This window comes from Actinoplanes sp. NPDC020271 (assembly GCF_044388125.1).
GTDB lineage: Bacteria > Actinomycetota > Actinomycetes > Mycobacteriales > Micromonosporaceae > Actinoplanes.
In genome coordinates this window covers 340,531-366,781 of the sequence record NZ_JBIRWQ010000002.1, presented here as the reverse complement: position 1 = coordinate 366,781, position 26,251 = coordinate 340,531, and the positions used below count along the sequence as shown (strand labels likewise).

Here is a 26,251-nt window from a genome sequence, read left to right as displayed (position 1 = left end):
CAGCGAATCGGGCGCAGTGGGAGTTTTCCCCGGGATCAGCCCCCACGGGTGGACCGGCGGCAAACCGGCCGGCATCAGCTTCCGAGAGCGGCACGCTCCGCCTCGATCGTCGTGTCCGCGCCGTGTCCGGTGTGCACGACCGTCTCCCCCGGCAGCGCGAACAGCCTGGCCCGGATCGAGGCCACGATCAGCTCCGCGTCCGAGAACGATCGGCCGGTCGCCCCCGGCCCGCCCCGGAACAGGGTGTCACCGGTGAAGACGCTGGTCAGCGCGGGTGCGTACAGACAGACCGCGCCCGGCGCGTGCCCCGGCGTGTGCAGAACGGTCAGCGCGGTGCCGGCGACCTCGACCCGGTCACCGTCGCCGAGGTCTTCGTCCCAGGTGACGGCGCTGCCGTGGGTGAGCTCCCAGAGCGGCCGCTCGGCCGGGTGCAGCAGGATCGGCGCGCCGGTGCGCTCGCGCAGGGCCGGGGCGACGCGGACGTGGTCGTCGTGCGCGTGGGTGCAGACGATCGCGGTGACGCGACGGCCCCCGACGATCGCCAGGATCGCGTCGACGTCGTGCGGCGCGTCGATCACCACGCACTCGGTGTCGTCGCCGACCACCCAGACGTTGTTGTCGACGTCGAAGGTCTGCCCGTCGAGGCTGAACGTCCCACTGACCACACCATGATCGATCCGAGCGCGCTGCATGCCCCGATTCTGCCCTGCCCGCCCCGGCCGGACCCGGCCGACCCGCGGACGGGCCGGCCGGGGCACCGGGTTCAGGCGGCGCAGGCGGTCTTGAGTTTCTTGACCGCGGCGTCGAGCTTCGCCTTGCTCGGCGCCTTCTTCGGATTGGCGTTCCAGGCCTCGTCCAGCTCGTCCATCGCGGCCTTGACCTCGGTGGCCGCGGCCGTCACCTCGGCACTGGCGCCGCGGGAGTACTCCGACATCGCGGTCGACCCGGCGATGTACTGGGTGGAGACCGCGATGTAGCCGACCGGCGGCCCGATCTTCTCGGAGGCGGCGGCCTCCTTGGCGGTCTCGTCGACGGCCTTGATCAGCTTGGTGCAGGCCGTCTTGGTGGCGGCGGCGTCGGCCGCCGGAGCCACGGAGGCCCCGGTGGTGGCGGCCGCCGCGGCGGACGACGCCCCGGGCGCGACGGGCGCGGCCGCGGGCTCGGTGGCCGGGTCGCACGCGGTGAGTGCGGCCAGGACCAGAACAGATGACAGTGCTACCCCGTGAATGCTTCGCACGACATTCCTTACGCTCAATACGTCGTTGTGCCGGGCGAGCGTAACGAGGCATTGATCTTGCGACATACCGCTTTCGTGCCAACCCTCGCATCGACCGCGCAACATGTCCGGCAGCCGGCGTGCGGTCACGGCCGCGGCCCGCGCTCACGCTTCCGGCCAAGATCACAGGCTGGCGCGTACGGCGTGAAGCCGCGCTCCGACCCGCGTACGCGCACCTTGTCCTGAGCGTGAGGAACGAGCGGACCGCGGGGGACGCGGCCGGCGCCCGGCCGCCGGCCGTATCGATTCCGGGGAGGGTGGGCAGTGCCCGGACTACTCGGGCAGCGCCGCGTCGGCCGTCGCCGAGTGCTTCGGGATGACCAGGGCGAGCAGCGCGGCGAGGATCGCGGCGCCCGCGCAGAGCCCGAAGAGCAGCTGGTACGCGCCGAGGGTGGGCAGCTCGTGGCCGCCGAGGTCCAGCGTCTTGGCCGCGAGGATCGCACCACCGACAGCGCTCGCGAGGGAACTGCCGACGCTGCGGAACAGCGCGTTGAGGCCGTTCGCCGCGGCGAGCTCGGAGAGCGGCGTGGCGTGCGAGATCAGGCCGGGCATGGCGGCGTACGCGATGCCGGTGCCGGCGCCGGCGATCGTCGCGCCGAGGATCACCTCGAACAGGCTGCCGGTGAGGAAGATCCGGGAACCGAAACCGACCGCGATGATCAGGGAGCCGATGATCAGGGCGGTGCGCGGCGCCAGCTTGGCCGAGAGCGGCGAGAGCAGCAGCATGATGATGCCGCCGGGCAGCATGCAGAGGCCGCCGACCAGGATCGACTTGCCGAAACCGTAGCCGGTGACGGCCGGCATCTGCACGTAGGTCGCGGTGCCGATCAGCGTCGCGAACAGCGCGAAGCCGACGAAGAGCGACGCGACGTTGGTCAGCAGCAGCGCCGGGCGGGCCGTCGTGCGCACGTCGACCAGCGGGGACTTCAGCTTCAGCTCGACCAGGACGAAGACCACCAGGAGCACGGCCGCGGCGACCAGCAGGCCGATCGTCAGCGGGTCGCTCCAGCCCCACTTCGAGCCCTGCGCGAGCGGGAGCAGCAGCGACAGCATGGCGCCGCCGAGCAGGATCGTGCCGACGATGTCCATGCTGCCCTTGCCGGCGCGCGGCGGGTTCGGCACCAGCACGACGATGCCGGGGACGGCCAGGATGCCGCCGGCCACGCAGATCCAGAACAGGACGTGGTAGTCCGCGTACTCCGCGACGAGGCCGGAGAGCGGCAGACCGAGCGCGCCGCCGACGCCGAGCATGGCGCTGATCAGGGCGATGCCGGCGCCGGAGTGCTCGCGCGGCAGCGTGACGCCGACCAGGCTGATGCTCAGCGGGACGGTCGCGACGGAGAGGCCGACGATCGCACGGCCGACGATCATCGGGGTGAGCGAGTCGGACAGCGCACACACGAGCGAGCCGATGATCAGGGCGCCGAGCGAGACGAGCACCATGAGCTTCGTGCCGTAGAGGTCGCCGAGGCGGCCGAAGGCGGGCACCGCGACCGCGCCGACCAGCAGGGTGGAGGTGAGCAGCCAGGCGATGCCGTCGCTGCCGGCGTTGAGGTCCACGCCCAGCTCCGACAGCACCGGGACGAGCAGGGACTGGGTGAGCGACACCATCAGCGCGGCGGTGCCGATCACCAGCAGGACGATGATCTGCTTGCCGGTCCAGGAGGCTTCCGGCTTCGCGCCGGGCTCCTGCGACCGCGCCACAGCGGCTTGGGACATGAGGGCTCCTTCAACTTCGTGGCAGACTCTGCCACGAGGCAGAGCGTGCCACGAGTTGGTTGCCGATGGGCAACGCGGGAGAATGCGTGAGATGGAGATCACCGGCCTTCGGGACCGCAAGCGTGAACAGAACCGGATCGCGACCGTGCGGGCGGCCTGGGAGCTGTTCATCGAACGTGGCTACGACCACGTGACGGTCGGCGACATCTGCGCGAAGGCGGACATCGCCCCGCGGACGTTCCACCGCTACTTCGCCGGCAAGGAGGACGTGGTCGCCGAGCCGGTCCGGCAGATGACCGCGATCACCACCGACTACATCGCCGCGGCGCCGGCCGGGGACGACGACCGGGCCGTGATGCGGGAGGCGATGACCCGGGTCGCGCGGTTCGTGGTCGAACGCCGTGAACTGCTCACCGCGCTGCGGACGGTCGCCCAGCAGTCCGCCCATCTCAAGGTCTCCCAAGTCGTGGTCCGCACCGACAGCGACCCGAACATCGCCGCGCTGCTCGCCGCCCGCCACCCCGGTGCCGACCCGGACGACTGGCGGCGGCGGCTCGTGGTCGGCTGCGCGACCGCGGCGTTCCGGGTCTGGTACGAGGACTGCCTGCGCGGCGGGCTGCCCGACCCGATGGCCCACCTCGAAGCGATTCTGGACGCAGCCGGCACCTGAACCGCACCCGAGCCGCTCCGGACATGAACCCCCCGGTCGGCACTGTTGCACCATGAGCAATGCCGTGAGCGCGGTGGCGGCCCGGCGCGTGGCAGCGTGGCACCTCTGCCTGGCTGCCGCGCCGGTCGCCATCGCCGCGTACTACCTTCTCGTCCACCTCGGCGCGCTGCCGGGGACCCAGGTCGCCCTCTACGTCAGCGCCAACGCCGCCTTCGCCGTGTCCGCCCTGGTCGTCGCCCGGCGCGACCGTGAACTGCGCCCGATCATGCTGCTGCTCGCCGCGTCCGGGATCGCCAGCGTGGCGGCCGACATCACGTTCTACTTCCTGGCCCTGGTGGACGGGGAGGTCGCCTACCCGAGCGTCGCCGACATCGGGTACCTCGCCGCCTACCCCCTGATGGCGGCCGGCCTGCTGCTGATCATCCGGCGGCGCACGCCCGGCTGGGACGGCGCCAGCGCCATCGACGCCGCGATCGTCGCGGTCGGCGCCGGCTACCTGGTCTTCGAGCACATCATCGCGCCGACGGTCCAGATCACCTCCGGCACGTTCACCCAGCTGGTCTCGGCCGCCTACCCGGTCGGCGACCTGATGCTGATCATGGTGGGGGCCCGGCTGATCCTCGGCGCCGGACCGCGCAGCTTCTCGCTGCGCCTGATCGGCGGCTACCTCGCCCTGGTGCTCTTCGCCGACACGATCTACAGCATCCAGTCGCTCAACGGGACGTACCACGTCGCGAACTACCTCGACGCGATCTGGATGACCGCCGGGTTCATGATGGCCGCGGCGCTGCTGCACCCGTCCGCCCCGAAACTGGTCGTCCGCTCCAACGCGGACACGCCCGACGCGACCACCGGGCGCCTGATCGTCCTGGCCGTGGCCGCGGTCACCGCACCGGCGTCCCTGCTGATCCAGCACCTCAGCGGACGCAAGCCCCACGTGGTCGTCGCCGCGGCGGTCTGCATCGTCCTGTTCCTGCTGGTCCTGGCCCGGATGGCGGGTCTCGTGCGACTGCAGCGGCTCGCCGCGATCACCGACGGGCTGACCGGGCTGCGCAGCCGCCGCTACTTCGAGGAGACCCTGCGCCACGAGGTGGACCGCGCCGGGCGGCACGGGGAGCCGGTCGGGCTGCTGCTGCTCGACATCGACCACTTCAAGCAGGTCAACGACACGTACGGGCACGGCGGCGGCGACCGGGTGCTGATCGAGGTCACCCACCGCCTGCGCGAACTGGTCCGGCCCGGCGACCTCGCGGCCCGGTACGGCGGCGAGGAGTTTGCGATGCTGCTGCCCGGCGCCGGCCCCGAGGAGATGCTCGAGGTCGCCGAACGGATCCGGCGGGGCGTGGCCGCGGCTCCGATCGCGGTCAGCGACGGCGTGCTCTGCAGCGTCACCGTCTCCATCGGCGCCGCCGGCCTGCCCGCCCTGCGCGACGCGGACGAACTGGTCCTGGCCGCGGACCGCGCACTCTACGCCGCCAAGAACGCCGGCCGCGACCGAGTGGCCGCCGCCGCCGCCTGACCACCCCGCCGGCCACCACGCGAGTCCCCCCGCGTGGTGGCCGGTCACCATGCGCCCGACCGGCCCGCCGGCCCGGCCGCTCACCACCCGGCTCAGCCAGTCACCACCGAGCCGGCCGGTCCCCTGCCGACCGGACGTGCCCAGTTGCCCGCACCGGGCCGCTGGGCGCGTCCGGTTTCCGGCCGGGGTCCTCGACCGGCTCCGGGCCCTGGACGGGTTCTTGCTCTGACCGTGCCCCTCCACGGAGGTCGCCCTCGCGGGCTGAGCGTTCAGGGCCGGCCACGGCCCTGCTCAGCCCGGGAGGGTCCCCGCGGGAGCGGCGGAGAAGGACCACGGCGGACGTAGGACACCAGGCATTTGATCTTGATTTGGCCGGTCGCGGAGGTCGTCAGCGGCCACCGCACGGCGTGATCCCTATCGGCCGCCCCACACTTCTGACGCGGTTTCGACGATGAGGCGGAGTTTGGCCACCTGCTCGTCGTAGGTGAGCGCGTTGCCCTCGACCGTCGACGAGAAGCCGCACTGCGGGGAGAGGCAGATCTGGTCGAGCGGGACGTATTTCGCGGCTTCGTCGATGCGGCGCTTCAGCGTGTCCTTGGATTCGAGTGCGCCGCGTTTCGTGGTGACCAGACCGAGAACGACCATCTTGCCGGGCGGCACGAAGCGCAGTGGCGCGAACCCGCCGGAGCGGTCGTCGTCGTATTCCAGGAAGAACCCGTCGACGGCCAGCTCGCTGAAGAGCGCCTCGGCGACGAAGTCGTAGCCGCCCTCGGCCGCCCACGACGACCGGAAGTTGCCGCGGCACATGTGCGTGGTGACCCGCAGGCCGGCCAGGCGGTCCTGGATCGCGGCGTTGATCTGCCGGATGTAGCGCAGGTGCTGGTGGTCCGCGTCGTCGCCGCGCTCGGTGAGCCGGCGGCGCTGGTCCGGGTCGTTGAGGTAGGCGAGGCTGGTGTCGTCGAGCTGCAGATAGCGGCAGCCCATCGCGGCGACGCGGCGGACCTGCTCGGCGTAGGCGGCGCTGAGGTCGGCCCAGAACCGTTCCTCGTCGGGGTAGACCGCCGGGTCGATGGCGGCCCGGCCACCGCGGTAATGCACCATGCTCGGCGACGGGACGGTCAGCTTGGCGGTGACGTCGGAACCGACGGCGGCCCGCAGGAACGCGAAATCCTGACCGAAAATGGTCTCCGTGAGCCGGATCGGCGCTTCGACGGCGAGCGCCGCGGACTCGAAGTCCAGCTCGCCGTCCGCGTTACGGAAGTGGACCTGGATCTTCTCGTCGGTCGGCCGGATGCCGCCCAGCCGGTAGATGAAGTCCATGTGCCAGGCGGTCCGGCGGAACTCGCCGTCGGTCGCTGATCGTAAACCGACGTCGCGCTGCATCCGGACCACGTCCCGGATCGCGTCGTCCTCGATCGCGCGCAGCTGCTCGGCGGTGATCTCGCCGGTCGCGCGCTTGGTGCGGGCCTCGAGCAGGTGGGGCGGGCGGAGCAGGCTGCCGACATGATCCGCCCGGAACGGTGGCGTCATCCCCCCACTCAACACCCTGGATCAGCCGTTGGAAAGAACTCGATCGATCTGACCGAGGGCCAGGCGCATGCCTTCCTCCATGCCCATCTTGCTCAGGCGGTCGAAGGTGTCCACGTCCGGGAAGTGGCTGACGACGGTCATCCGCGTCCGGCCGCCGACCTCGTCGAGGGTGACGACGCCGTGAACCGGCAGGTCCCCCTCGATCGGCTCGCCGTTGTCGCCGGCGAACCCGTCGTCGAACTCCAGCCGGTACGGCGCCTCGATCGTCGTGATCGTCCACCAGCCGTGCGCCTTCGTCCCGTCCGGGCCGGTCATGTGGTAGCGCGCGGAACCGGTCGGCACGAACTCGTGGCGGGTGAACGTCGCCGGCCAGGTCGGCGGGCCCCACCAGCGCTCCAGCTTGCGCGGGTCGGCCCAGACGGCCCAGACCTGCTCGATCGGGGCGTCGAAGTCGGTGACGAAGGTGAGGGTCAACTCCTCGGTGTTCTTCGTCGTCTCGGTGACCGGCATGGTTACTCCTCCTCCAGGATGTTCGCGATCCGGGCGGCCCGGTGCCGCCAGATCTGCTCGTACGCGTCCATGAGGTTGCCGACCGCACCGCGCAGCGTGTCGGGCTCGCCGTGGACGATCTGCTCGCGACCGCGCCGTTCCTTGGTGACCAGGCCGGCCTGCTCCAGGACGGCCACGTGTTTCTGCACCGCGGCGAAGCTCATCGGATAGAGCCGGGCCAGGGCGGTGACGGACATGCCGGCGCGGAAGACGCGGGCCAGGATGTCGCGCCGGGTGGCGTCGGCGAGCGCGTGGAAGATCCGATCCTCGCCGCCCTCACCTACAACCATGTGGTTGTACGTTAGTCGCGACCCGCCATGATCACAAGCCGTTCACCATTCCCAAATTTGTCCTTTTTAATAGCTTTTATCCGTTTATGCGGCCATGACGTCGGTCGGATAACGTGCGCCCATGACGTTCTCGATCGTGGGCCGGTCTGCGGACGGCAAGGCCCTGGGTGTCGCGGTGGCCAGCAAATTCCTCGGCGTCGGCGCGGCGGTGCCGGCCGCGCTGGCCGACGTCGGGGCGGTGGCGACGCAGTCGTACGCGAATCTGGCCTACCGGCCGCAGGGTCTCGCCCTGCTCTCGTCCGGAGTGCCCGCCGACTTCGCGGTCCGAGCGCTGATCGCCGCGGACGACGGGCCGGTCGGGCACCGCCAGGTCGGGGTCGTCGGCACGGGCGGGAACGGGGCGACGTTCACCGGTGACGACTGCCATCCGTGGGCCGGCGGGACGGCCGGGGACGGGTATGCCATCCAGGGCAACATGCTGGCCGGCGCGGCTGTGGTCGGTGACATGGAGAAGGCGTGGCTGGCGTCCGGCCACGAGTCACGGCTGGCATACCGGCTGGTCGAGGCGCTGCATGCCGGGGATCAGGCCGGCGGCGATCGGCGTGGGCGGCAGAGCGCGGCGCTGCTGGTGGTCGCCAGGGGCCAGGGGTACGGCGGCACGAGCGACGTCCTCGTCGATCTGCGCGTCGACGATCACCCCGATCCGGTCGCCGAGTTGTCCCGGCTGCTGACCATGCACACGCTCTACTTCGAGCGGCCCGATCCGGCGGTGCTCATCCCGTTGACCGGCCCGGTCGCCGCCGAGGTGTTCCAGCGCCTCGCCGACCTCGGGCATCAGGACGCCGACCTGGACGCGGCCCTGGAATCGTGGGCCGGGATCGAGAACCTGGAGATGCGGATCGTTCCCGGTTCCATCGACCCGCTGGTACTGGCGCATCTTCGCGCCGCCACCATTTCCGGCAAATAGTGCATCCCGTCGTTTCCGCCCTGGAATGATCATTTACGGGGACGTAACTGTCGGGGGACGGCGGGACAAATGGGATCAGAGGATCGCTCCACCGCGCCGGTGTTGAGCCGGCGCACCATCATCACGCTCGATCTCCCGGGGACGATGCCGGCGATCTGCCGGCTCGAGCCCGCGGAGCCCGGCCCGGAGGAGCGGTTCGTGGTGCGGCGGGAACTCGCCCCCGCGGACGCCGGGATCCCGATGATGCTGCGCGTACGGGTGCTGGACGCGGTGGACCGGCCGCTCCCCGGTGCCGTCCTGGCGATCTCCCACCGGGCGCCCGGCGCGGCGGGTCCGCTCCTGCACGGCGCCCAGGTGACCGACCCGCACGGTCACGCCGAGTTCAAGACGGTCTTCCCCGGCTGGGAGCCGGGCGTCCCGGCCGGGATCGACCTGACGTTGTACCTGGCCGGTTCGCGCGACACCGGCCGGTTGCACTTCCCCGGGCCGTTGACGACACAGGTGGCGGCGCTGCCCGCCTACCGCGGGAATCCGGAACCGCTGTCACCGCCGCCCGCGCCCACCGGCATCCCCCGGGTCGTGCCGCGGGACCGTTACGACCTGACCGCGGGCCTGCTGGTGACGATCAGCGCGGTCACCGAACGCTGAACCGGCCGGCCACGGCATGACCGGGCCGGGGCCCGGCCTCCCGGTCAGCGACGGCGCTTCGGGTTGAACCGGTGGGCGGCGGTCAGGGTCAGGGTGGACCAGCGCATGGCGTCCAGCGCGGGAACGGCGAGGTCCTCGGAGCCGGGTTCGCCGGCCTCGTAGGAGCGGACCGCGTTCAGGACCTGACCGAGGCGGCCGGTGCCGTGGGTGAGCGCGTCCGAGACGTCCGCGGTCAGCGGCAGGTGCTCGACCATCTGCTCGGCGGTGAAGCCCATCAGGCGGCCCATGCCGGTGACCAGGCCGGCCACGAACGCGGCGCCCGGGTCGGCGCTGAAGCGCTGGGCCAGGTTCTCGCAGAGACGGGCCTGGGTCAGCGCGGTGAGCAGCTGCTCCTCCGGGGCCTCGGCGACGTCGTCGACCACCATCAGCGTGGCCCAGCGGCGGATCCGGGTCAGACCGACCAGCATGACCGCCTGACGGACCGAGGAGATGCGGCTGACCACGCCCGCCGCGACCGAGTTGCTGACCCGCAGGACGCGCATGGCCAGGGCCGGGTCGCTCACGATGATCGAGGTGATCTTCTCGAGCGGGACGTCCGGCGACATCAGGGCCGCCACCAGCTCCAGGCGCCGCAACCGCGACGGGGAGAGGCTGGGCGCGGTGAGCACCTGGGGGCGGCTCAGGGCGTACCCCTGGCGCAGTTCCATGCCGTAGCGGTCGGCGATCGCGATCTGTTCCGCGGTCTCCAGCCGTTCCGCGACCAGCTGGATCCCGGCGTACTGGCGGCAGGCCGCGACGATCTCGCCGAGCCGGCTCAGGTCGCCGTCGAGCAGGTCGAGTTTGACGTAGGAGGCCAGCCCGAGCAGCTGCTCGTGCCCGGAACCCCAGACGAAGTCGTCCAGGGCGATCCGGTAACCGGCCTCGGCCAGCGAGGTGATCCCCTCGATGACCTCGTCGTCCACCGCGACGGTCTCCAGCACCTCGAGCACCACCTGCTCGGGGCCGAACGGCAACGGCAGCCGCCCGGTCACGAACTCGCGCGTGAGGTTGATGAAGCACGGACGCGTCCCGGCGACCTCGGCGATGCCGAACTCGGTGAAGGCGTTGATCATGACCGTGCTGGTGGCATAAGTATCCTGCCGGCCGGACGCCACGTCGTCCATGCGGCCGCGGAAGAGCAGCTCGTACGCGACGACGGCGCCCGAGGCGTCAAAGATCGGTTGACGACCGACGTGCACCGCATCCATCACCGGAATTCCCACGCCGTCGCCATCGGCACAAATCGCGGCGACCTGACGAATCCGCGCAGGAAAACAGTCAGTCGCCGCGAGGAAACCTCGGCGAAACGGTGGGTTCCGCGGACGCGCCTCGCGTGCTGGGATGAGACCGCCGTCACAGCACCATTTGAAGGGATTCCACCGGATGCTCAACCTCTCCGTTCTTCTGGAGGACAGCGCCCGCCGCCACCCGGAGCGCGCCGCGGTGGTCCTCGGCCCGCAGCGCCTGACCTACGCCCAGGTGGAGGCGGCGGCCAACCAGGTGGCGAACATGCTGGTGGCGCGGGGCATCCAGCCGGGCGACAAGGTGGCGCTCTCCTGCCCCAACCTTCCGTACTTCCCGGTGATCTACTACGGGATCCTGAAGGCCGGCGCGGTCGTGGTGCCGCTGAACGTGCTGCTCAAGGGGCGCGAGATCACGTACCACCTGAAGGACTCCGAGGCCAAGGCGTACTTCTGCTTCCAGGGCACGCCCGACCTGCCGATGGGCGCCGAGGGGCACGCCGGCTTCACCGGAGCCGACGGCTGCGAGCACTTCTTCCTGGTGACCGCGGACCCGGCGGCGGCCTCGCCGATCGAGGGCGCCGAGACGCTCGGGCAGGCGCTGGCCGGTCACGGACCGGTCTTCGCGACCGTGCTGCGCGCCGAGACCGACGCCGCGGTGATCCTTTACACCAGTGGCACGACCGGTCAGGCCAAGGGCGCCGAGCTGTCCCACTCGAACCTGGTGCTGAACGCGCTGACCTGCAACCGGCTCTTCAAGTCGGAGCCGGGCACCGACACGCACCTGCTGGTGCTGCCGCTGTTCCACTCGTTCGGCTCGACGGTGAACATGAACGCCGGCTTCTCCGTCGCGGCCACGCTGGTGCTGCTGCCGCGCTTCGAGGCGAAGGCCGCCGTGCAGTTGCTGCAGAGCGAGGACGTGACGTTCTTCGCCGGCGTCCCGACGATGTACTGGGGGCTGCTGAACGCCCTCGGTGACGACGTCGACGTGGAGCGGATCGCCCGGAACATGCGGGTCGCGGTCTCGGGCGGCTCCAGCCTCCCGGTGGAGATCATCAAAGCGGTCAAGGAACGCTTCGGGGTCACCATCCTCGAGGGGTACGGCCTGTCGGAGACCTCTCCGGTCGCCACGTTCAGCGATCCGGACAGCGAGCCGCGCCCCGGCTCGATCGGCATCCCGATCTGGGGCGTCGAGGTGAAGCTGATCGACCCGGAGTGGAACACGGTCACCGGGGCGGACGAGATCGGCGAGATCGCGGTGCGCGGCCACAACATCATGAACGGGTACTACAACCGGCCCGAGGCGACGGCCGAGGTGCTGAACAACGGCTGGTTCCGGACCGGTGACCTGGCCCGGCGCGACAAGGACGGCTACTACTACATCGTCGACCGGGCCAAGGACATGATCATCCGTGGTGGCTTCAACGTCTACCCGCGGGAGATCGAGGAGGTGCTGATCACGCACGAGGCGGTCTCGCTCGCCGCGGTGATCGGGGTGCCGCATCCCAGCCACGGCGAGGAGGTCAAGGCGTTCGTGATCCTGCACCCGGGCGCGACGGTCACCGAGGAGGAACTGGTGGCGTGGGGACGGGAGCAGATGGCCTCCTACAAGTACCCCCGGATCGTGAAGATCGTCGAGGCGCTGCCGATGACCGCGACCGGCAAGCTGCTCAAGCGCGAGCTGAGCTGACGGTCCAGGCCGAACGCGGCGAGAACGACGCCCGGTGGGGTATCCCGCCGGGCGTCGGCTGTCCCTAGACTCGCACCCACGAAAGAGGCCGCGAGGCCCCCCGTGATCGCTTGCATCCGTGACGCACAGTGGACGGGCAGGCACCCGCGGCGTACAGGAGGCAAGCGTGACCACAGCCCTGGCGCAACGGACCCCACCGGCCGCGGCGTATGCACCGCCGTCCGGGGGACTCCTGCACCGGGTCGCGAGCCTGCGCCGCACCTCCCCCGGCCGCCTGCAGCTGATCCTGGCCGTCCTGCTGACGCTCGGTCTGCTGACCGGCCTGGTCGCCGGGCTGACCGCGCACGCGGCGAGTTCCGGCACGGCCGGGCTCGGCGATCGGGCCCAGCCGCTGCTGGTCAGGGCCGAGTCGGTCTGGTCCGCGCTGGCCGACGCGGACACCACCGCGGCGCAGGCGTTCCTGGCCGGCGGCCTGGAGCCGGACGCGCTGACCCAGCGCTACGACGCGGATCTGGCCGCGGCCGGCACCTCGCTGGCCGGCGCGGCCCGGCTGGTCCCGGCCGGCAGCGAGGCGGCCAAGGCGATCGACGCGCTCGCGGTCGGCACCGCGAAATATGCCGCGCTGGTCGCCACCGCCCGCGCGGACAACCGTCAGGGCCTGCCGCTCGGCGCCTCCTACCTGACCGCCGCCTCCCAGCTCAACCGGGACACGTTGCAGCCGCAGGCGCAGGCACTGTTCCGGATCGCGACCGACGAGATCGACGCGGGCTACGAGTCGGCGCACAGCTCGTGGTGGCTGATCCTGCTGCTGGTGCTGGTCGTGTCGCTCGGCGTCGGGCTCTTCTGGAGCCAGGGCTACCTGAGCCGGACGACGCACCGCACGTTCAACGTCCCGCTGGTCGCCGCGACCGGGCTGTTCGCGCTGCTGATCCTGCTGACCGGGGCGGTCTTCGCGAATCAGCGCAGTCATCTCGGCGACGCCGCCCGGCAGGGTTCGGATCCGGTGGCGTCGTTCGCCCGGATCCACATCGCGGTGCTGACCGAGCGCGCCGACGAGGCGTTGACCCTGGCGGCGCGCGGTTCCGCGGACAAGGAGCAGGACTTCGACCGGGCCACGGGCACGATCGACTTCGACGATCAGCGCCTGGACCCGGCGCGGAACTTCGCCGGGACGGCGCGACAGCAGCACGACGCCTACCTGGCCACGCACGACCAGGTGCGCGAGTTGAGCACGGGCGGCGACTACGACGGTGCGGTGGCGCTGGCCGTCGGGGACAAGGCGTCGCAGCAGTTCGGCGATCTGCGCACCACGCTGGAGGACGCGATCGACAACCGTGAGGCCGCGTTCACCGAGCAGATCGGCGCGGCCGGCGAGTGGCTCGACCTGCTGACCCTGATCGGCCCGCTGCTCGCGCTCGGCATCTGCGCGCTGGCGTTCTTCGGCATCCGTGCCCGCCTGGAGGAGTACCGGTGAAGCGCCCTACTGGAGGAAGAGCGGTGATGACGCGCATGCGCCTGGCCCCGATCGCCGTCCTCGTCGCCCTGCTGCTCGGCGCGGCCGGCTGCTCCGGCGACTCGTCGCCGCGCTACGACGAGGTGACCGCCGCCCCGGCCGTGACCGAGCCCGGCGCGGCGGGTGCCGCGACCCCGGCGCCCGCCGCGAACTGCAATCCGCGGGCGAGCCTGCGCCCGGCCGGCGCGCTGCCGGCGCCGGGGCAGATGCCGGCGGACTCGTGGATGGCCGAGATCCGCAAACGTGGCCGCCTGATCCTCGGCACCAGCCAGGACACGCTGCTGTTCAGTTCACGGAACCCGTTCACCGGCAGGATCGAGGGTTTCGACGTCGACATGGCGCACCTGATCGCCCAGGCGATCTTCGGCGACCCGAACAAACTGGAGATCAAGGTCATCGCGTACGACCAGCGGGTCAACGAGGTCCTGCTCGGGCACGTGGACCTGGTGGCGGACACGATGACCGCCACCTGCGACCGGTGGAACGACGTCGACTTCTCCGCGATCTACTACGAGGCCGGGCAGAAAGTGCTGGTCCGGAAGGACTCGACGGCCAAGACCATCGAGGACCTGGGCCAGAAGAAGATCTGCTCGGCGGCGGGCTCGACGTCGTACGACAACATCGGCAAGGTGAAGAGCGCTCCGATCGCCGTGGCGAGGCCGACCTTCGGCGACTGCCTGGTCGCGTTCCAGCAGAACGAGGTGGACGCCATCTCCACCGACGACACGATCCTGGCCGGGATGGCGGCCCAGGACCCGTACGCGATGGTGATCGGTGACCGGTTCACCCAGGAGCCGTACGGGATGGCGATCAACAAGAAACACCCGGAGTTCACCCAGTTCGTCAACGCTGTGCTGGTGAAGGCGGCGCAGGACGGCACGTGGGCCAGGACCTACGAGAAGTGGCTGGGTGGCACGGCCCCGAAGCCACCGGTGGCGCAGTACCGATGACGGCTCCTTCGGTGGCTCCCGCCGACGCCGAGCTGGCGCGCCTCGAGACCGCGGTGGAAGCGATGTCCCGCAACCTCGTGGAGCTCGACCAGCTGCCGGCCCGCCACGACCTGGACAGCACGACGCTGACCGGCCGCACCGCGACCGAGTGGGCGGATGCCAGCGCCGCGCTGGCCACGCTCTGGGACGGGTTCCGCCTGCTCTCCGAGTCGATCGCGCGGGCGCAGGCGTTGCGCGGGCAGCGCCGGCTCAGCGACAGCGACCGCGCGAAGTTCGTGCACGAGGTGCTGGGTCCGTCGATCCTGCTCTCCACGACCACGGTGCCGCTGGCCCAGCGCGGCCTGCTCGGCGCCGGTCAGGTCACCACCACGTGCTCGCCGGCCGAGTTGCTGGCCGCGATGGAGCGCTCGTTCACGATCGCGATCGACGTGGCGACCCGGGCCGCGGCCGCGTGGCAGCGGCTGCTGCCGGCCGCCGCCGACGCCGCGGCCGCGCTGAAGCACGCCCGGGACGCGGGTTCCCCGGCGACGCTGCTGGATCAGGCCGACCGGTTGCTCGGCGGGTTGACCAGCACCCTGGCCGGCGATCCGCTCGGTGCCGACGCGTCGATTCTCGATCGCGTACGGGAGCTGATCGCCCGCGCCGACGCCGAACGCACCTCCGCGATCGAGCTGCGTGACTCGTTGAACCGCCGGTTGTCCGACGCCCGGGCCCGGGCCGACGAGCTGGACCGGGCCGAGAAACAGATGCGCGAGGCCCGTGACCGGGTCGACGGCCGTTTCCCGCCGTCGCAGATCGCCGCGATCCGCCCGGTGAACCTGCGTCCCGACCTGGCCGCGGTGGAGGCGCTCGCCGCGGCCGGCCAGTGGGCGCTGATCAGCCCGCGGCTGGCCCGGTGGAGCCGGGAGGCGCAGGAGCGGCTGGCCGCGCTCACGGTCGTCCGCACGCACAACGACCGGCTGCTGGCCGACCGGGCCGAGCTGCGCGGGCGGCTCAGCGCCTACCAGGCGAAGGCCCTGCGGCACGGCCTGAGCGAGAATTCGCAGCTGACCCCGCTCGCCGAGCGGGCCCGGACCCTCCTCTACACCGCGCCGTGCGAGCTGGAGCAGGCTCGCGCGGCCGTCAACGCGTACCAGGAAATGTTGACCGCCACGATCGCGAGGGATGCCCGGTCATGAAATGCCAGCGGAACTGCCCCGGGACCATCGAGGACGGCTACTGCGACACCTGCGGGCTCGCCCCGGCCAGACCGGCGCCGAGCGAAGCAACGCCGCAGGTCGCGGCGAGTGACGACAAGTGCCGGCGGGACGGGTGCACCGGCACGATCGAGGACGGCTACTGCGACACCTGTGGGCTCGCCCCGGCCGGCACGGCCGGCACGGCCGGCACGGCCGGCACGGCCGGCACGGCCGCGAGCGCACCGGTGCACATCCCGAAGCCGCGCACGGAGACGACCGGCACCGGCACGCAGAGCTCGTCGCGCACCACCGGGACCGGGGCGTTGTCCACGCGTACCGGCGGAAGTCGCCGCGGAAGCGGCCGCACCGGCTCGAGCCGTCGCTTCGGCAGTGGACTCGTCGAGATCGCCCCGATCGCCACGGTCGACCCGGCGAGCACGCTGATGGCGAACCCCGAGGTCCCGGAGTCGAAGCGGTACTGCGCCAAGTGCAACAACCCGGTCGGCCGCTCGCGCGGCGACCGGCCGGGCCGCACGTCGGGGTTCTGCCCGCACTGCGGCGAGGGCTTCAACTTCACCCCGAAACTGGTCAAGGGCGACATCGTCGGCGGGCAGTACGAGGTGGCCGGCGCCCTGGCCCACGGCGGTCTGGGCTGGGTCTACCTGGCCATCGACCTGAACGTGTCGAGGCGCTGGTGCGTCCTCAAGGGCCTGCTCAACTCCGCCGACGAGGACGCGGTGGCCGCCGCGCTGGCCGAGCAGCGGTTCCTGGCCCAGGTCGAGCACCCGAACATCGTCAAGATCTACAACTTCGCCGAGCACGACGGCGCCGGCTACATCGTGATGGAGTATGTCGGCGGCAAGTCGCTGAAGGACATGCTCAAGGAGCGCCGCGAGGCGAACGGCGGGAACGCCGACCCGCTGCCGCTCGACCAGGCCCTGGAGTACCTGATCGAGATCATGCCGGCGTTCAGTTATCTGCACGAGCGCGGCCTGATCTTCTGCGACTTCAAGCCGGACAACGTGATCCAGTCCGGTGACCAGATGAAGCTGATCGACCTCGGTGGCGTCGTGCACATCGACGACCAGGAGGCCGCGCTCTACGGCACGGTCGGGTACCAGGCGCCGGAGATGGCGACCGACGGCCCGTCGATCGCCTCCGACCTCTACACGATCGGCCGCACCCTGGCCGTGCTGACCACCGACTTCCGCGGTTACCAGAGCACGTTCAAGGAGAGCCTGCCGGACCGCGACTCGTTCGAGGTCTACCAGCGGCACGAGTCGTTCTACCGCCTGGTCGACCGGGCGACCCGCCCGCACCCGGACGACCGGTTCGTGGACTCGGCCGAGATGCAGGAGCAGATGCTCGGCGTGCTGCGGCAGGTGGTCGCCGCCCAGGGCGCGCCGAAACCGGCGCCGTCCAAGGTGTTCACCGGTGAGCTGCGCACCGACCTGAAGTCGGACGCGCCGCGCTGGCAGGACCTGCCGACCCCGCTGATCGACCTGGCCGACCCGTCGGCCGGGTTCCTCGCCTCGATCACGGTGACCGACCCGGCCGAGGTTCTCTCGCTGCTCAAGCACGCCCCGCAGGAGACGGTCGAGGTGCGGTTGCGGGCGTTGCGGGCGCGGATCGACCTGGGCGCGCGGACCGGCGTGTTCGAGGCGGCCGCGCAGGCCCGCGACCGGTTCGCCGCGATCGACGGGCAGGACTGGCGCCTGGCCTGGTACGACGGGCTGCTCGCACTGGCCGGCAAGGACTTCGTGACCGCCCGCGACCGGTTCGACGCGGTCTGGGGGGCGCTGCCGGGCGAACTGGCGCCGCAGCTCGCGCTCGGGTTCGCCGAGGAGCTGGACGACAGGCACAAGGTGGCGGCCGGGTATTACGACGTGGTCAGCCGGACCGACCCGGCATACACGACGGCGGCGGCCGGGCTGGCGCGCTGCCGGCTGGCGAACGGGGACCGGGCCGGCGCGGTGGAGGCTTACCAGCGGGTGCCCGGCACCTCGTCGGCGTACGCGATCTCGCAGGTCGGCGCGGTGCGGGCACTGGTCCGCGCGCACCCGGTGGCGCAGGTCGACGTGCAGTCGCTGACCGACGCGGCGGCGCTGATCGAGCGGCTCGAGGTGGAGCGGGCCCAGCTCGCCGAGCTGCGGGCCGAGCTGCTGGAGCAGGCGCTGACCTCGCTGCGCGGCGGTTCCAGGATTCCGGCGGCGGTGCTGGGGGGCGCCAAGACCGGTGAGACCGGGGAGAAGGACGTGCGGTTCGCGCTCGAGGACGCGTACCGCGAGATGGCCCGCGCCGCGCACGGGCCGGACCGGATCCGCCTGGTCGACCTGGCGAACGCGGCCCGGCCGCGGACACGCACCTGAGAGCACTGATGGCACCGTCTGCGAGAGAAGGCACCTTGATATTGACCGAGTGCGACTCCTGTGCCGAGGGGCGCGCCTCCGGCGCTTCGTTCTGCGAGGCGTGCGGGCGCCCGCTGGGCGAGACCGCGCTGCCCGGTGACGGCTCCGCTGCGGGCGGGGAAAACCCGATGGAGGGTACGGACGAAGCCCCCGCTCCCGGCCCGGGAACCGGCCGCGGCCAGGGGCGCGACTGCCCGCACTGCGGCGCGGCCGGTGCCGTCGACACGGACGGTTACTGCGAGCAGTGCGGCCTGCTCGCCGGGCGCCCCCGCGATCACACCGAGGCCGACGGTGACGTGGCAGCGGCCGCGGTCAGCGACCGTGGCCGCCGGCACCACCGCAACGAGGACGCCATGTGGCTCGCCGTCGGGGCGGACGCGGCCGACGTGGTGGTCTGTGACGGTGTCTCGTCGTCGTTCGACCCGGACGTGGCCTCCGACATCGCCGCGAAGACGGCCGGGGAGCTGCTCGCCCGGGCGCAGCACCCGTGCGGTCCGGCCGCGCACGCCGGGACGCCGGAGGAGGTGACCGCCGCGGCCGGCGCGGAGGGCGACGACGACGCTACGGTGCCGCTCGAGGACGTACCCCCGATCGCGCGGGAAGCGCAGGGAGTGGACGAGCCGGAAGCCGGCAGCGGAGCGGAGGGGACGACGCCGCCCGATCCGGCTCTGCCGATCGCCGAGGTGGTCGGGATGGCGATCCAGGGTGCCGGCCAGGCCGTCGCCGAGCTGGTGAAGAGCGGCGACCCGCGGCGGACGGTGTCGAACCCGGCCTGCACGATCGTCGCCGCCGCGGTGCGCGGGCCGCACGTCGGCTTCGGCTGGGTCGGCGACAGCCGCGCCTACTGGGTGACCGACAGCGGGCCGGCCGAGCAGCTCACCGAGGACGACTCCTGGGCCCGGCACGTGATCGCGATGGGCGCCGACCCGCGGGTCGCGATGAACGACCCGAAGGCGCACGCGATCACCGCGTGGCTGGGCGCGGACGCCGGGCCGATCATCCCGCACCTCGGCGCATTCACCGCCCGCACCCCCGGTCACCTGGTGCTCTGCAGCGACGGGCTGTGGAACTACCTGACCGATCCGGAGGACTTCGGCGAGGCGGTGCGCTCCGCGCTCGGCCTGGCGACCGGCTCCCGGCCGCTGCTCGAGGCGGCGCGGGCGCTGGTCACCTACGCCAACTCGGCGGGCGGCGCCGACAACATCACCGTGGCCATCGTGCCCGTACACCCGCAGACCGTGGCGGACGCCGAAGGCGACGCCGAGACCCCGGCCGACGAGCCCAGCGAAGCATAAGGAGTCTTCTGTGTCCTACAGCGCCGAGGCTTTCCAGAACGAGTATCTCGCCATGGGGGCGAGCGAGGTGAACGCGATCGTGACGGTCACCTCGTCGGGTGGTGAGGGCGGTCGCCGGACCGCCGAGGCCACCGAGATCATCATCGTGGACGCGTCCGGGTCGATGCAGGCCGAGGGCCGGATGGCGAACGCCCGGCAGGCCGCCAAGGCGGCGGTGAACGCGCTGGACGACGGCGTCCGGTTCGCGATCATCGCCGGGGTCAGCACCGCCCAGCAGCTCTTCCCCGACCCGGGTCAGCTCGCCGTCGCGACGCCGCAGTCCCGGGCCGACGCGCTGCGGGCCGTCGACCGGCTGCAGGCCAGCGGCGGCACCGCGATGGGGGCCTGGCTGCTGCTGGCCGGCCAGCTCTTCGAGCAGCGCCCCGGCGACATCAAGCACTGCATCCTGCTCACCGACGGTGACAACGGTGAGCGGTACGGCTACCTGGAGAGCGTGCTGCAGCAGATCGCCGGCCGGTTCATCTGCGATTGCCGCGGTGTCGGCACCAACTGGAAGGTCTCCGAGCTCCGCAAGATCGCCACGGCGATGCTGGGCACGGTCGACATCGTGGCCCACCCGGAGGGGCTGACCGCGGCGTTCGAGCAGATGATCACCAACGCGATGGGCAAGACCAGCGCCGACGTGCAGCTCAAGGTGTGGACGCCGGTCAACGCCACGGTCCGCTTCGTCAAGCAGGTCGAGCCGCAGGTGCTGGACCTGACCGGCAAGCGGGTCGAGGACGGGCCGCGCGCCGCTCGATACCCGCTCGGCTCGTGGGGTCAGGAGAGCCGCGACTACCACGTCTGCATCGACGTGCCGTCGGGCAAGGCCGGCGACGAGATGCTGGCCGCCCGGATCTCCGTGGTCGAGGGCGACACCGTGCACGCGCAGAGCCTGGTCCGGGCGGTGTGGACCGAGGACACCGCGCTGTCGACCCGGATCAACCGGCAGGTCGCGCACTACACCGGGCAGGCCGAGTTGGCCGACGCGATCCAGGAGGGCATCGCCGCCCGCGACGCCGGCGACGACCGGACCGCGACGATCAAATTCGGTCGCGCCGCGCAGCTCGCGCACGCCAGCGGCAACACCGCCACCGAGGAACTGCTGGGCAAGGTGGTGGAGATCGAGGACGCGGCGACCGGCACGGTGCGGCTGCGGCGCAAGGTCAACGCCGAGGACGAGATGGCGCTGGACACCCAGAGCACCAAGACGGTGCGTGTGGGACGGTCGCAGTGAGCTCCTACCCCTGTCCGAACGGGCACGTCTCGGCCGAGGCGGACTACTGCGACACGTGCGGCGCGAAGATCGACGGCTCGTCGAGCGCGGCGGCCTCGCCCGCCCCTGCTGTTGCGACGCCCAAAGGCGAGGAATGTCCGAACTGTGCGACGCCTCGCGCCGGTCAGGCCCGCTTCTGCGAGGACTGCGGGTACGACTACACGTCGGGCAAGATGCCGCAGCTCACCGAGGTGCTGCCGGAACCGGTCGCGCCGGTCGGCGAGTGGACGGCGACACTGATCGCCGACGCGGCGTACTTCGCGCTCAACGAGGTGGACGGTGTGACGTTCCCGGCCGACACCGGTGAACGGATCGTCACGCTGGCCCCGCCGCAGGTGCGGATCGGGCGCAAGAGCACGACCAAGGGCACCAGCCCGGAGATCGACCTGGCCGACACCGACCCGGGGGCGTCGCACAACCACGCTCTGCTCACCCTCAACACCGACGGGGTGTGGCTGGTCACCGACCTGGGGTCGACCAACGGGACGTACATCAACGAGGAGGACCTGCCACTGAGCGCGGGGCAGTCGCGGGCCCTGAAGGACGGCGACCAGGTGCACGTCGGGGTGTGGACCACGCTGACGCTGCACGCCCCGCCGGGCGCCTGACCGGGACGGGCCGGCCCGCCGATCGCGGACCGGCCCGTCCCGCGCGAACGTGACGCCGGCCGCTGCGGGCCCGCGCCCTCATGTGTTTTGGTGTGGCCGTGTCGGAGTTCGGGAGCAGGCTGCGCGAGTTGCGCAGAGCCGCAGGGCTCACCATGGAACAACTCGCCGAGGCGGCCGGGGTGAGCGCCCGCGCGATCAGCGACATGGAACGCGGCCACAGCAAGGCGCCCCAGGCCCGCACGCTCACCGCCCTGGCCGGCGGGCTCGGGCTGGACCCGGCCGAGCTCGGCGACCTCGAGGACACCGCCCGCCAGGAGCGCACCCGGTCCGCCGGGCGGCCCCGGCTGTGCGAGCTGCCCCGCGCCATCAACGACTTCGTGGGCCGCGCCGACGAACTGGACCGGCTGCGCCGGCACGCGCTCGCCGGCCTCGGCCCGGCCCCGGTCGCCGTGATCCACGGGCAGCCCGGCCTCGGCAAGACGGCGCTGGCCGTGCGGCTCGCCGACCAGCTGCGCGACCGGTACCCGGACGGCATCCTCTACCTCGACCTGCGGGGCACCGACGCCGAACCGGTCACTCCCGGCGACGCGCTGCTGCGGCTGCTGCGCGCCCTCGAGGTCGGCTCCCGGCGCATCGGCGAGACCGACGACGAACGTTCCAGCCAGCTGCGCGCGGTGCTCGGCGAACGGCGCTGCCTGCTGGTGCTGGACAACGCCGGCAGCGAGGCGCAGGTCCGGCCGCTGCTGCCGGCCGAGGGCGAGAGCCTGGCCGTGGTCACCAGCCGGCGGGTGCTCGGCGGTCTCGCCGGGGTGGAACGGATCGCGCTGGCCCCGCTCGCCCCGCACGAGTCGGCCGCGCTGCTGCGGGCCATCGCCGTGCAGGCCGCCGACCCGCGCGCGGCCGCCGAGGTGGAGGCGGTCGCCCGGCTGTGCGGCCACCTGCCGCTGGCGCTGCGGATCGCCGGCACCCGGCTCGCCACCCGCCCCGCGTGGAGCGTCGAGCAGCTGGTCGCCCGGCTCGCCGACGCCGACCGGCGGCTGGCCAACCTGTCGACCGGCGACCTCGGGGTGGCCGCCGCGTTCGCGCTGTCGCACGCCCAGCTGACCAATCCGGGCCGGGAACTGTTCCGGCGGCTGGCGCACGTGCCCGGGGTCGACTTCGCCGCCCCGGTCGCGGCGGTGCTCACCGGCCGGCACCTCGACGACGCCGCGGACGGGCTGGACGAACTGGTCGACCTGGGCCTGCTGCAGCAGTCCGGGCCGGAACGCTACCGCTTCCACGACCTGCTGCGGCTCTTCGCGCAGGAGCGGCTGCGGATCGAGGAGCCGTCCGGGACCCGCGCGGCGATCGCCAAGAAGATGGCGGACTGGCTGCTGGAGACCGCGATCGTGGCCGGGCGCTGGTTCGAGCCCGGATACGGCAGCCTGCCCGACGGCTGGGCCGGGCTGGTCGCGCCGGCCGGCCCCGAGGAAGCCGACGCGTGGCTGCAGGCCGAGCGGACGAACTGGCTCGGCGCGCTGCGCTCGGCCGCCCGCAGCGGGCAGTACCAGCTGGTGGTGGACCTGGCCGAGGCGATGCACTGGTACTCCGACAAATACGTCAGATCCGATTACTGGTACGAGGTGTACGGCCTCTCCCGTACCGCCGCCGCGAAACTGCCCGACCGGCGGCAGGAGGTCACCCACATCAACTACTACTCGTGGGCGGCCACGCACTGCGCCGGCCGCCCCGACGAAGGCGCCGAGATCGCGATGGACGCGCACCGGGTCGCGGTCGAACTCGGCGACGTCAAGGAACAGGCGTGGGCGTTGCGCTACGCCGGGGACGCGATGCGGCACGCCGACGGCATGCTGGAACGGGCCCTCGCGACCTACCGGCGGGCGCTTGTGCTCTTCGACGCGGCCGAGGACCACGACGGGCACGTGCAGACCGGGCCGGGCATCGGGCGGATCCTCACCAGGCTCGGCCGGCACGAGGAGGCGGTGGCCGAGTGCACGGCGGCGCTGCGCGAGCTGGCAACCCGGCCGGTCTCGGCCCGGCCGGCGCTGAGCGGGCGGGTCAGCGCGCGGTGCATCCTCGCCGAGGCGTACGCGGGTCTCGGCCGCTGGGCGGACGCGCTGCGCGAGGCGGAGACCGCCCTGCCGGACGCGGCCGACTTCGGCTACGCCGGATACCTCGGTGAGTTGCACCTCACGATCGGGCGGGCGCGGGTCGCGCTCGGGCGGCGTGAGGAGGCCCGGCCCTCGTTCCAGCAGGTCGTGGCGTTGTTGCGCGGTTCGGCGTACCGGGAAAGGGTCGAAATCGCGCGGCAGAACCTCGCCGAGCTCTGAGTTCTGCATATTGTTCTGCGTGGTCCGCGTGCGGGGGCACTGATTGCATGGGAGCACGGCCGCGCCGACGGGGTGCGCGCCGGTTGTGAAAGGACTCCCATGGGTTACGTGACCACCTCCGACGGTACGAACATCTACTTCAAGGACTGGGGCACCGGCCGTCCGGTCGTCCTCAGCCACGGGTGGCCGCTGAACGCGGACAGCTGGGAGGCCCAGCAGCTGTTCCTCGCGCAGAACGGCTACCGGGTGATCGCGCACGACCGTCGCGGTCACGGGCGTTCGGACCAGACGTGGACCGGGAACGAGATGGACACGTACGCCGCTGACCTGGCCGCCGTCATCGAAACCCTCGACCTGCGGGACGTGACGCTGGTCGGTTTCTCCACCGGTGGTGGCGAGATCTCCCGCTACATCGGCAACTACGGCACTGCCCGCGTCGCGCAGGCCGTGCTCGTCTCCGCGGTCCCGCCGCTGATGCTGCAGACCGAGGACAACCCGGGCGGCCTGCCGATCTCGGTGTTCGACGGTATTCGCGAAGGCTCCCTCAAGGACCGCGGCCAGCTCTACAAGGACTTCGCGGCCGGCCCGTTCTTCGGCGCGAACCGTCCCGGCGCGCAGGTGTCGCAGGGCATGAAGGACTCGTTCTGGCTGCAGGGCATGACCGGCGGGCACCACAACACGTACGAGAGCATCGCCGCGTTCTCGGCCACCGACTTCCGCGGTGACCTGGCCAAGTTCGACGTCCCGACGCTGGTCATCCACGGTGACGACGACCAGGTCGTGCCGTTCGAGGTCGGTGGCAAGGCGTCCGCCGCGCTGGTCAAGGGCGCCGAGCTCAAGGTGTACGCCGGGGCGCCGCACGGCATCACCGACACGCACAAGGAGCAGCTGGGCCAGGACCTGCTGGAGTTCCTCAACAGCTACGCCGCCTGAGGTAGTTTGATCGGCGTGCGGGGTGACATTCCCGCACGCCGATCTTTGCTTTCCGGAAGGGATACACATGCGCCTTCACCTGGACACGGTCGCCGCCTCGCCGCGAGAGCGCGCCGTTCGGTAAAACGCCTCGGCGCTGACTCCTCGCCGCGAGCGGTCCCACCCGACCGTTCATCCTGGCCCGAGGAGCACTTTTGCGTCCCTTCAACCGTCTCTGGACCGCGGCTGCGATCTCCAACCTGGGCGACGGCGTCACCGTGGTGGCCGGCCCGTTGCTGCTCGCCACCGTCAGTGACTCGCCCGCGCTGATCGCCGGCGGAGCCTTCGCCGCGCAACTCCCCTGGTTACTGTTCTCGCTCGTCAGCGGCGCCGTTGTGGACCGGCTCGACCGGCGCCGGCTGATCGTCACCGTCGACCTGCTGCGCGGCGGGGTGCTCGCCGGACTCGCCGTGGTGATCGCTTCCGGTCATGTGTCCGTGCCGCTGATCTACCTGGCGTCCTTTCTGCTCGGGGTCGGGGAGACGCTCGCCGACACCGCCTACGGGGCGCTGCTGCCGGCGGTGGTCCCGGCGGCCGAGCTGGAACGGGCCAACGCTCGGCTCGGGGCGACGTTCACGATCGCCAACCAGTTCGTGGCCAAGCCGTTCGGGGCGTGGCTCTACGGGGTGGCGGCGGCGGTGCCGTTCGGGCTGGACGCGGCCACGTTCGTCGCCGCGGCGGTGCTGATCGCCGGCCTTCCGCGCGTCAATCTCGTTCCGGGAGAATCCGAGAAGCACCGCGATCGGCCTACGGGGTCCCGTCCGGCCGACACTGCATCCGCCGCGCACGGTGCGCCCACCCCCGCAGACGACGGGACTGCCGAGGCTCCACCCGCCGCTCTCGATGCGGCCGTCGGGTCCGTCGCGCAGGCTGATGCTCGGCCCGGCGGCGGGCTGCGGCCGGAGATCGCCGAAGGGCTGCGATGGCTCGGGGGTCAGCGGCTGCTACGGGCGCTCGCCGTCGCGATGGGCGTCGCCAACATCGCCTTCTGCGCGGCCTTCGCAGTGTTCGTTCTCTATGCCCGGGAACGCCTCGGCCTGACCGATGTCGGCTACGGCTTCCTGCTGACCACGTTCGCCGTGGGCGGTCTCGCCGGGGCCGGGATCGCCGCCCGCCTGGCCCGTCGATCCGGCACCGCGACGATCCTGCGGGCCGGTCTGATCGTCGAGGTCGTCACGCATCTCACGCTCGCGCTCACGACCAGTCCACTGATCGCCGGCGGCATCATCGTGATCTTCGGCGTACACACGATGATCTGGGGCGTGCTCGTCGCCGCGATCCGGCAGCGGACCGTTCCTGATCACCTGCGCGGCCGCGTCGGCAGCGTGTTCGGCCTGGTCGAAACGGGCGGAGCCGCGATCGGCTGGCTGCTCGGGGCGGTGTTCACCCAGCTCTGGGACGTCACGACACCGTTCTGGATCGCGGCCTTCGCGATGCTCGCGGTGACCGCCGCGGCGTGGCGATCGTTGTCGCTCGCCGGCCGGTCGACCAGCCGCCCCTGAACAGGGACGCGTTCCCGGACCGGCAGATCCGGAAACGCTCAG

The 26,251-nt window shown here is 71.7% G+C and carries 22 protein-coding genes; 15 read left to right on the top strand and 7 right to left on the bottom strand.

Annotation, left to right across the window (positions count from 1 at the left end; all coding sequences use genetic code 11):
* Window positions 1-74: 74 nt before the first annotated feature.
* The 3 genes from ACH442_RS05385 to ACH442_RS05375 form a co-directional block, all read right to left on the bottom strand.
* Window positions 75-692: an MBL fold metallo-hydrolase gene (locus ACH442_RS05385; RefSeq protein WP_396336677.1), complete on the bottom strand. Its 618-nt coding sequence runs from the start codon at window positions 690-692 to the stop codon at window positions 75-77.
* 71 nt (window positions 693-763) lie between these two features.
* Window positions 764-1,237 carry a hypothetical protein gene (locus ACH442_RS05380; protein ID WP_396336676.1) on the bottom strand — a complete coding sequence of 158 codons (474 nt, stop codon included), beginning with the start codon at window positions 1,235-1,237 and terminating at the stop codon, window positions 764-766.
* A 312-nt stretch (window positions 1,238-1,549) separates the two neighbouring features.
* Window positions 1,550-2,995 (bottom strand): MFS transporter, encoded by a 1,446-nt coding sequence (locus tag ACH442_RS05375; protein ID WP_396336675.1) that lies wholly within the window; start codon window positions 2,993-2,995, stop codon window positions 1,550-1,552.
* 91 nt (window positions 2,996-3,086) lie between these two features.
* Here ACH442_RS05375 and ACH442_RS05370 point away from each other — a divergent pair, with 91 nt between their 5' ends.
* Both ACH442_RS05370 and ACH442_RS05365 read left to right on the top strand, forming a co-directional pair.
* A complete protein-coding gene (locus tag ACH442_RS05370) occupies window positions 3,087-3,665 on the top strand; it encodes a TetR/AcrR family transcriptional regulator (RefSeq protein WP_396336674.1) in 579 nt (192 codons plus the stop codon).
* A gap of 52 nt (window positions 3,666-3,717) precedes the next feature.
* Entirely contained in the window at window positions 3,718-5,184 is a 1,467-nt protein-coding gene (locus ACH442_RS05365) for a diguanylate cyclase (RefSeq protein ID WP_396336673.1), read from the top strand.
* 414 nt (window positions 5,185-5,598) lie between these two features.
* Here the strand turns inward: ACH442_RS05365 and ACH442_RS05360 are convergent, their stop codons facing one another.
* The 3 genes from ACH442_RS05360 to ACH442_RS05350 are packed head-to-tail and all read right to left on the bottom strand — an operon-like array spanning window position 5,599 to window position 7,553.
* Window positions 5,599-6,714, bottom strand: coding sequence for a 5-methyltetrahydropteroyltriglutamate--homocysteine S-methyltransferase (locus tag ACH442_RS05360; protein WP_396336672.1), 1,116 nt, complete (start codon window positions 6,712-6,714; stop codon window positions 5,599-5,601).
* A 21-nt stretch (window positions 6,715-6,735) separates the two neighbouring features.
* Window positions 6,736-7,224, bottom strand: a complete 489-nt coding sequence (locus ACH442_RS05355; RefSeq protein WP_396336671.1) for an SRPBCC domain-containing protein — start codon at window positions 7,222-7,224, stop codon at window positions 6,736-6,738.
* A 2-nt stretch (window positions 7,225-7,226) separates the two neighbouring features.
* A complete protein-coding gene (locus ACH442_RS05350; RefSeq protein ID WP_396336670.1) occupies window positions 7,227-7,553 on the bottom strand; it encodes an ArsR/SmtB family transcription factor in 327 nt (108 codons plus the stop codon).
* Window positions 7,554-7,674: 121 nt separating this feature from the next.
* On the opposite strand from ACH442_RS05350, the gene ACH442_RS05345 reads away from it, so the two are divergent.
* The gene (locus ACH442_RS05345) at window positions 7,675-8,520 is read left to right on the top strand and encodes a DUF1028 domain-containing protein (RefSeq protein WP_396336669.1); all 846 of its coding nucleotides are present in this window, start codon (window positions 7,675-7,677) and stop codon (window positions 8,518-8,520) included.
* A gap of 69 nt (window positions 8,521-8,589) precedes the next feature.
* On the top strand, window positions 8,590-9,168 hold the full coding sequence (locus ACH442_RS05340) for a hypothetical protein (protein ID WP_396336668.1): 579 nt from the start codon (window positions 8,590-8,592) through the stop codon (window positions 9,166-9,168).
* 44 nt (window positions 9,169-9,212) lie between these two features.
* Here ACH442_RS05340 and ACH442_RS05335 read toward each other — a convergent pair whose 3' ends face one another.
* Entirely contained in the window at window positions 9,213-10,430 is a 1,218-nt protein-coding gene (locus ACH442_RS05335; RefSeq protein ID WP_396336667.1) for an EAL and HDOD domain-containing protein, read from the bottom strand.
* 160 nt (window positions 10,431-10,590) lie between these two features.
* On the opposite strand from ACH442_RS05335, the gene ACH442_RS05330 reads away from it, so the two are divergent.
* The 11 genes from ACH442_RS05330 (at window position 10,591) to ACH442_RS05280 (ending at window position 26,209) form a co-directional block, all read left to right on the top strand.
* Entirely contained in the window at window positions 10,591-12,138 is a 1,548-nt protein-coding gene (locus tag ACH442_RS05330; protein ID WP_396336666.1) for a long-chain fatty acid--CoA ligase, read from the top strand.
* Between the two features lie 166 nt (window positions 12,139-12,304).
* Complete coding sequence (locus ACH442_RS05325) at window positions 12,305-13,612, top strand: hypothetical protein (protein ID WP_396336665.1); 1,308 nt, start codon at window positions 12,305-12,307, stop codon at window positions 13,610-13,612.
* 26 nt (window positions 13,613-13,638) lie between these two features.
* Window positions 13,639-14,601 carry a glutamate ABC transporter substrate-binding protein gene (locus ACH442_RS05320; RefSeq protein ID WP_396336664.1) on the top strand — a complete coding sequence of 321 codons (963 nt, stop codon included), beginning with the start codon at window positions 13,639-13,641 and terminating at the stop codon, window positions 14,599-14,601.
* Entirely contained in the window at window positions 14,598-15,779 is a 1,182-nt protein-coding gene (locus ACH442_RS05315) for a hypothetical protein (RefSeq protein WP_396336663.1), read from the top strand. Before ACH442_RS05320 ends, ACH442_RS05315 begins: the two co-directional genes overlap by 4 nt.
* The gene (locus ACH442_RS05310) at window positions 15,776-18,148 is read left to right on the top strand and encodes a tetratricopeptide repeat protein (protein ID WP_396336662.1); all 2,373 of its coding nucleotides are present in this window, start codon (window positions 15,776-15,778) and stop codon (window positions 18,146-18,148) included. The genes ACH442_RS05315 and ACH442_RS05310 overlap by 4 nt, the downstream gene beginning before the upstream one ends.
* Before the next feature lie 35 nt (window positions 18,149-18,183).
* The gene (locus ACH442_RS05305; protein ID WP_396336661.1) at window positions 18,184-19,482 is read left to right on the top strand and encodes a PP2C family protein-serine/threonine phosphatase; all 1,299 of its coding nucleotides are present in this window, start codon (window positions 18,184-18,186) and stop codon (window positions 19,480-19,482) included.
* Window positions 19,483-19,492: 10 nt separating this feature from the next.
* Complete coding sequence (locus ACH442_RS05300) at window positions 19,493-20,758, top strand: VWA domain-containing protein (RefSeq protein ID WP_396336660.1); 1,266 nt, start codon at window positions 19,493-19,495, stop codon at window positions 20,756-20,758.
* Window positions 20,755-21,405: an FHA domain-containing protein gene (locus ACH442_RS05295; protein ID WP_396336659.1), complete on the top strand. Its 651-nt coding sequence runs from the start codon at window positions 20,755-20,757 to the stop codon at window positions 21,403-21,405. The genes ACH442_RS05300 and ACH442_RS05295 overlap by 4 nt, the downstream gene beginning before the upstream one ends.
* 98 nt (window positions 21,406-21,503) lie before the next feature.
* Window positions 21,504-23,735, top strand: a complete 2,232-nt coding sequence (locus ACH442_RS05290; protein ID WP_396336658.1) for an ATP-binding protein — start codon at window positions 21,504-21,506, stop codon at window positions 23,733-23,735.
* Between the two features lie 99 nt (window positions 23,736-23,834).
* The gene (locus tag ACH442_RS05285; protein WP_396336657.1) at window positions 23,835-24,668 is read left to right on the top strand and encodes an alpha/beta fold hydrolase; all 834 of its coding nucleotides are present in this window, start codon (window positions 23,835-23,837) and stop codon (window positions 24,666-24,668) included.
* Window positions 24,669-24,862: 194 nt separating this feature from the next.
* Window positions 24,863-26,209, top strand: coding sequence for an MFS transporter (locus ACH442_RS05280; RefSeq protein WP_396336656.1), 1,347 nt, complete (start codon window positions 24,863-24,865; stop codon window positions 26,207-26,209).
* Window positions 26,210-26,251: the final 42 nt, after the last annotated feature.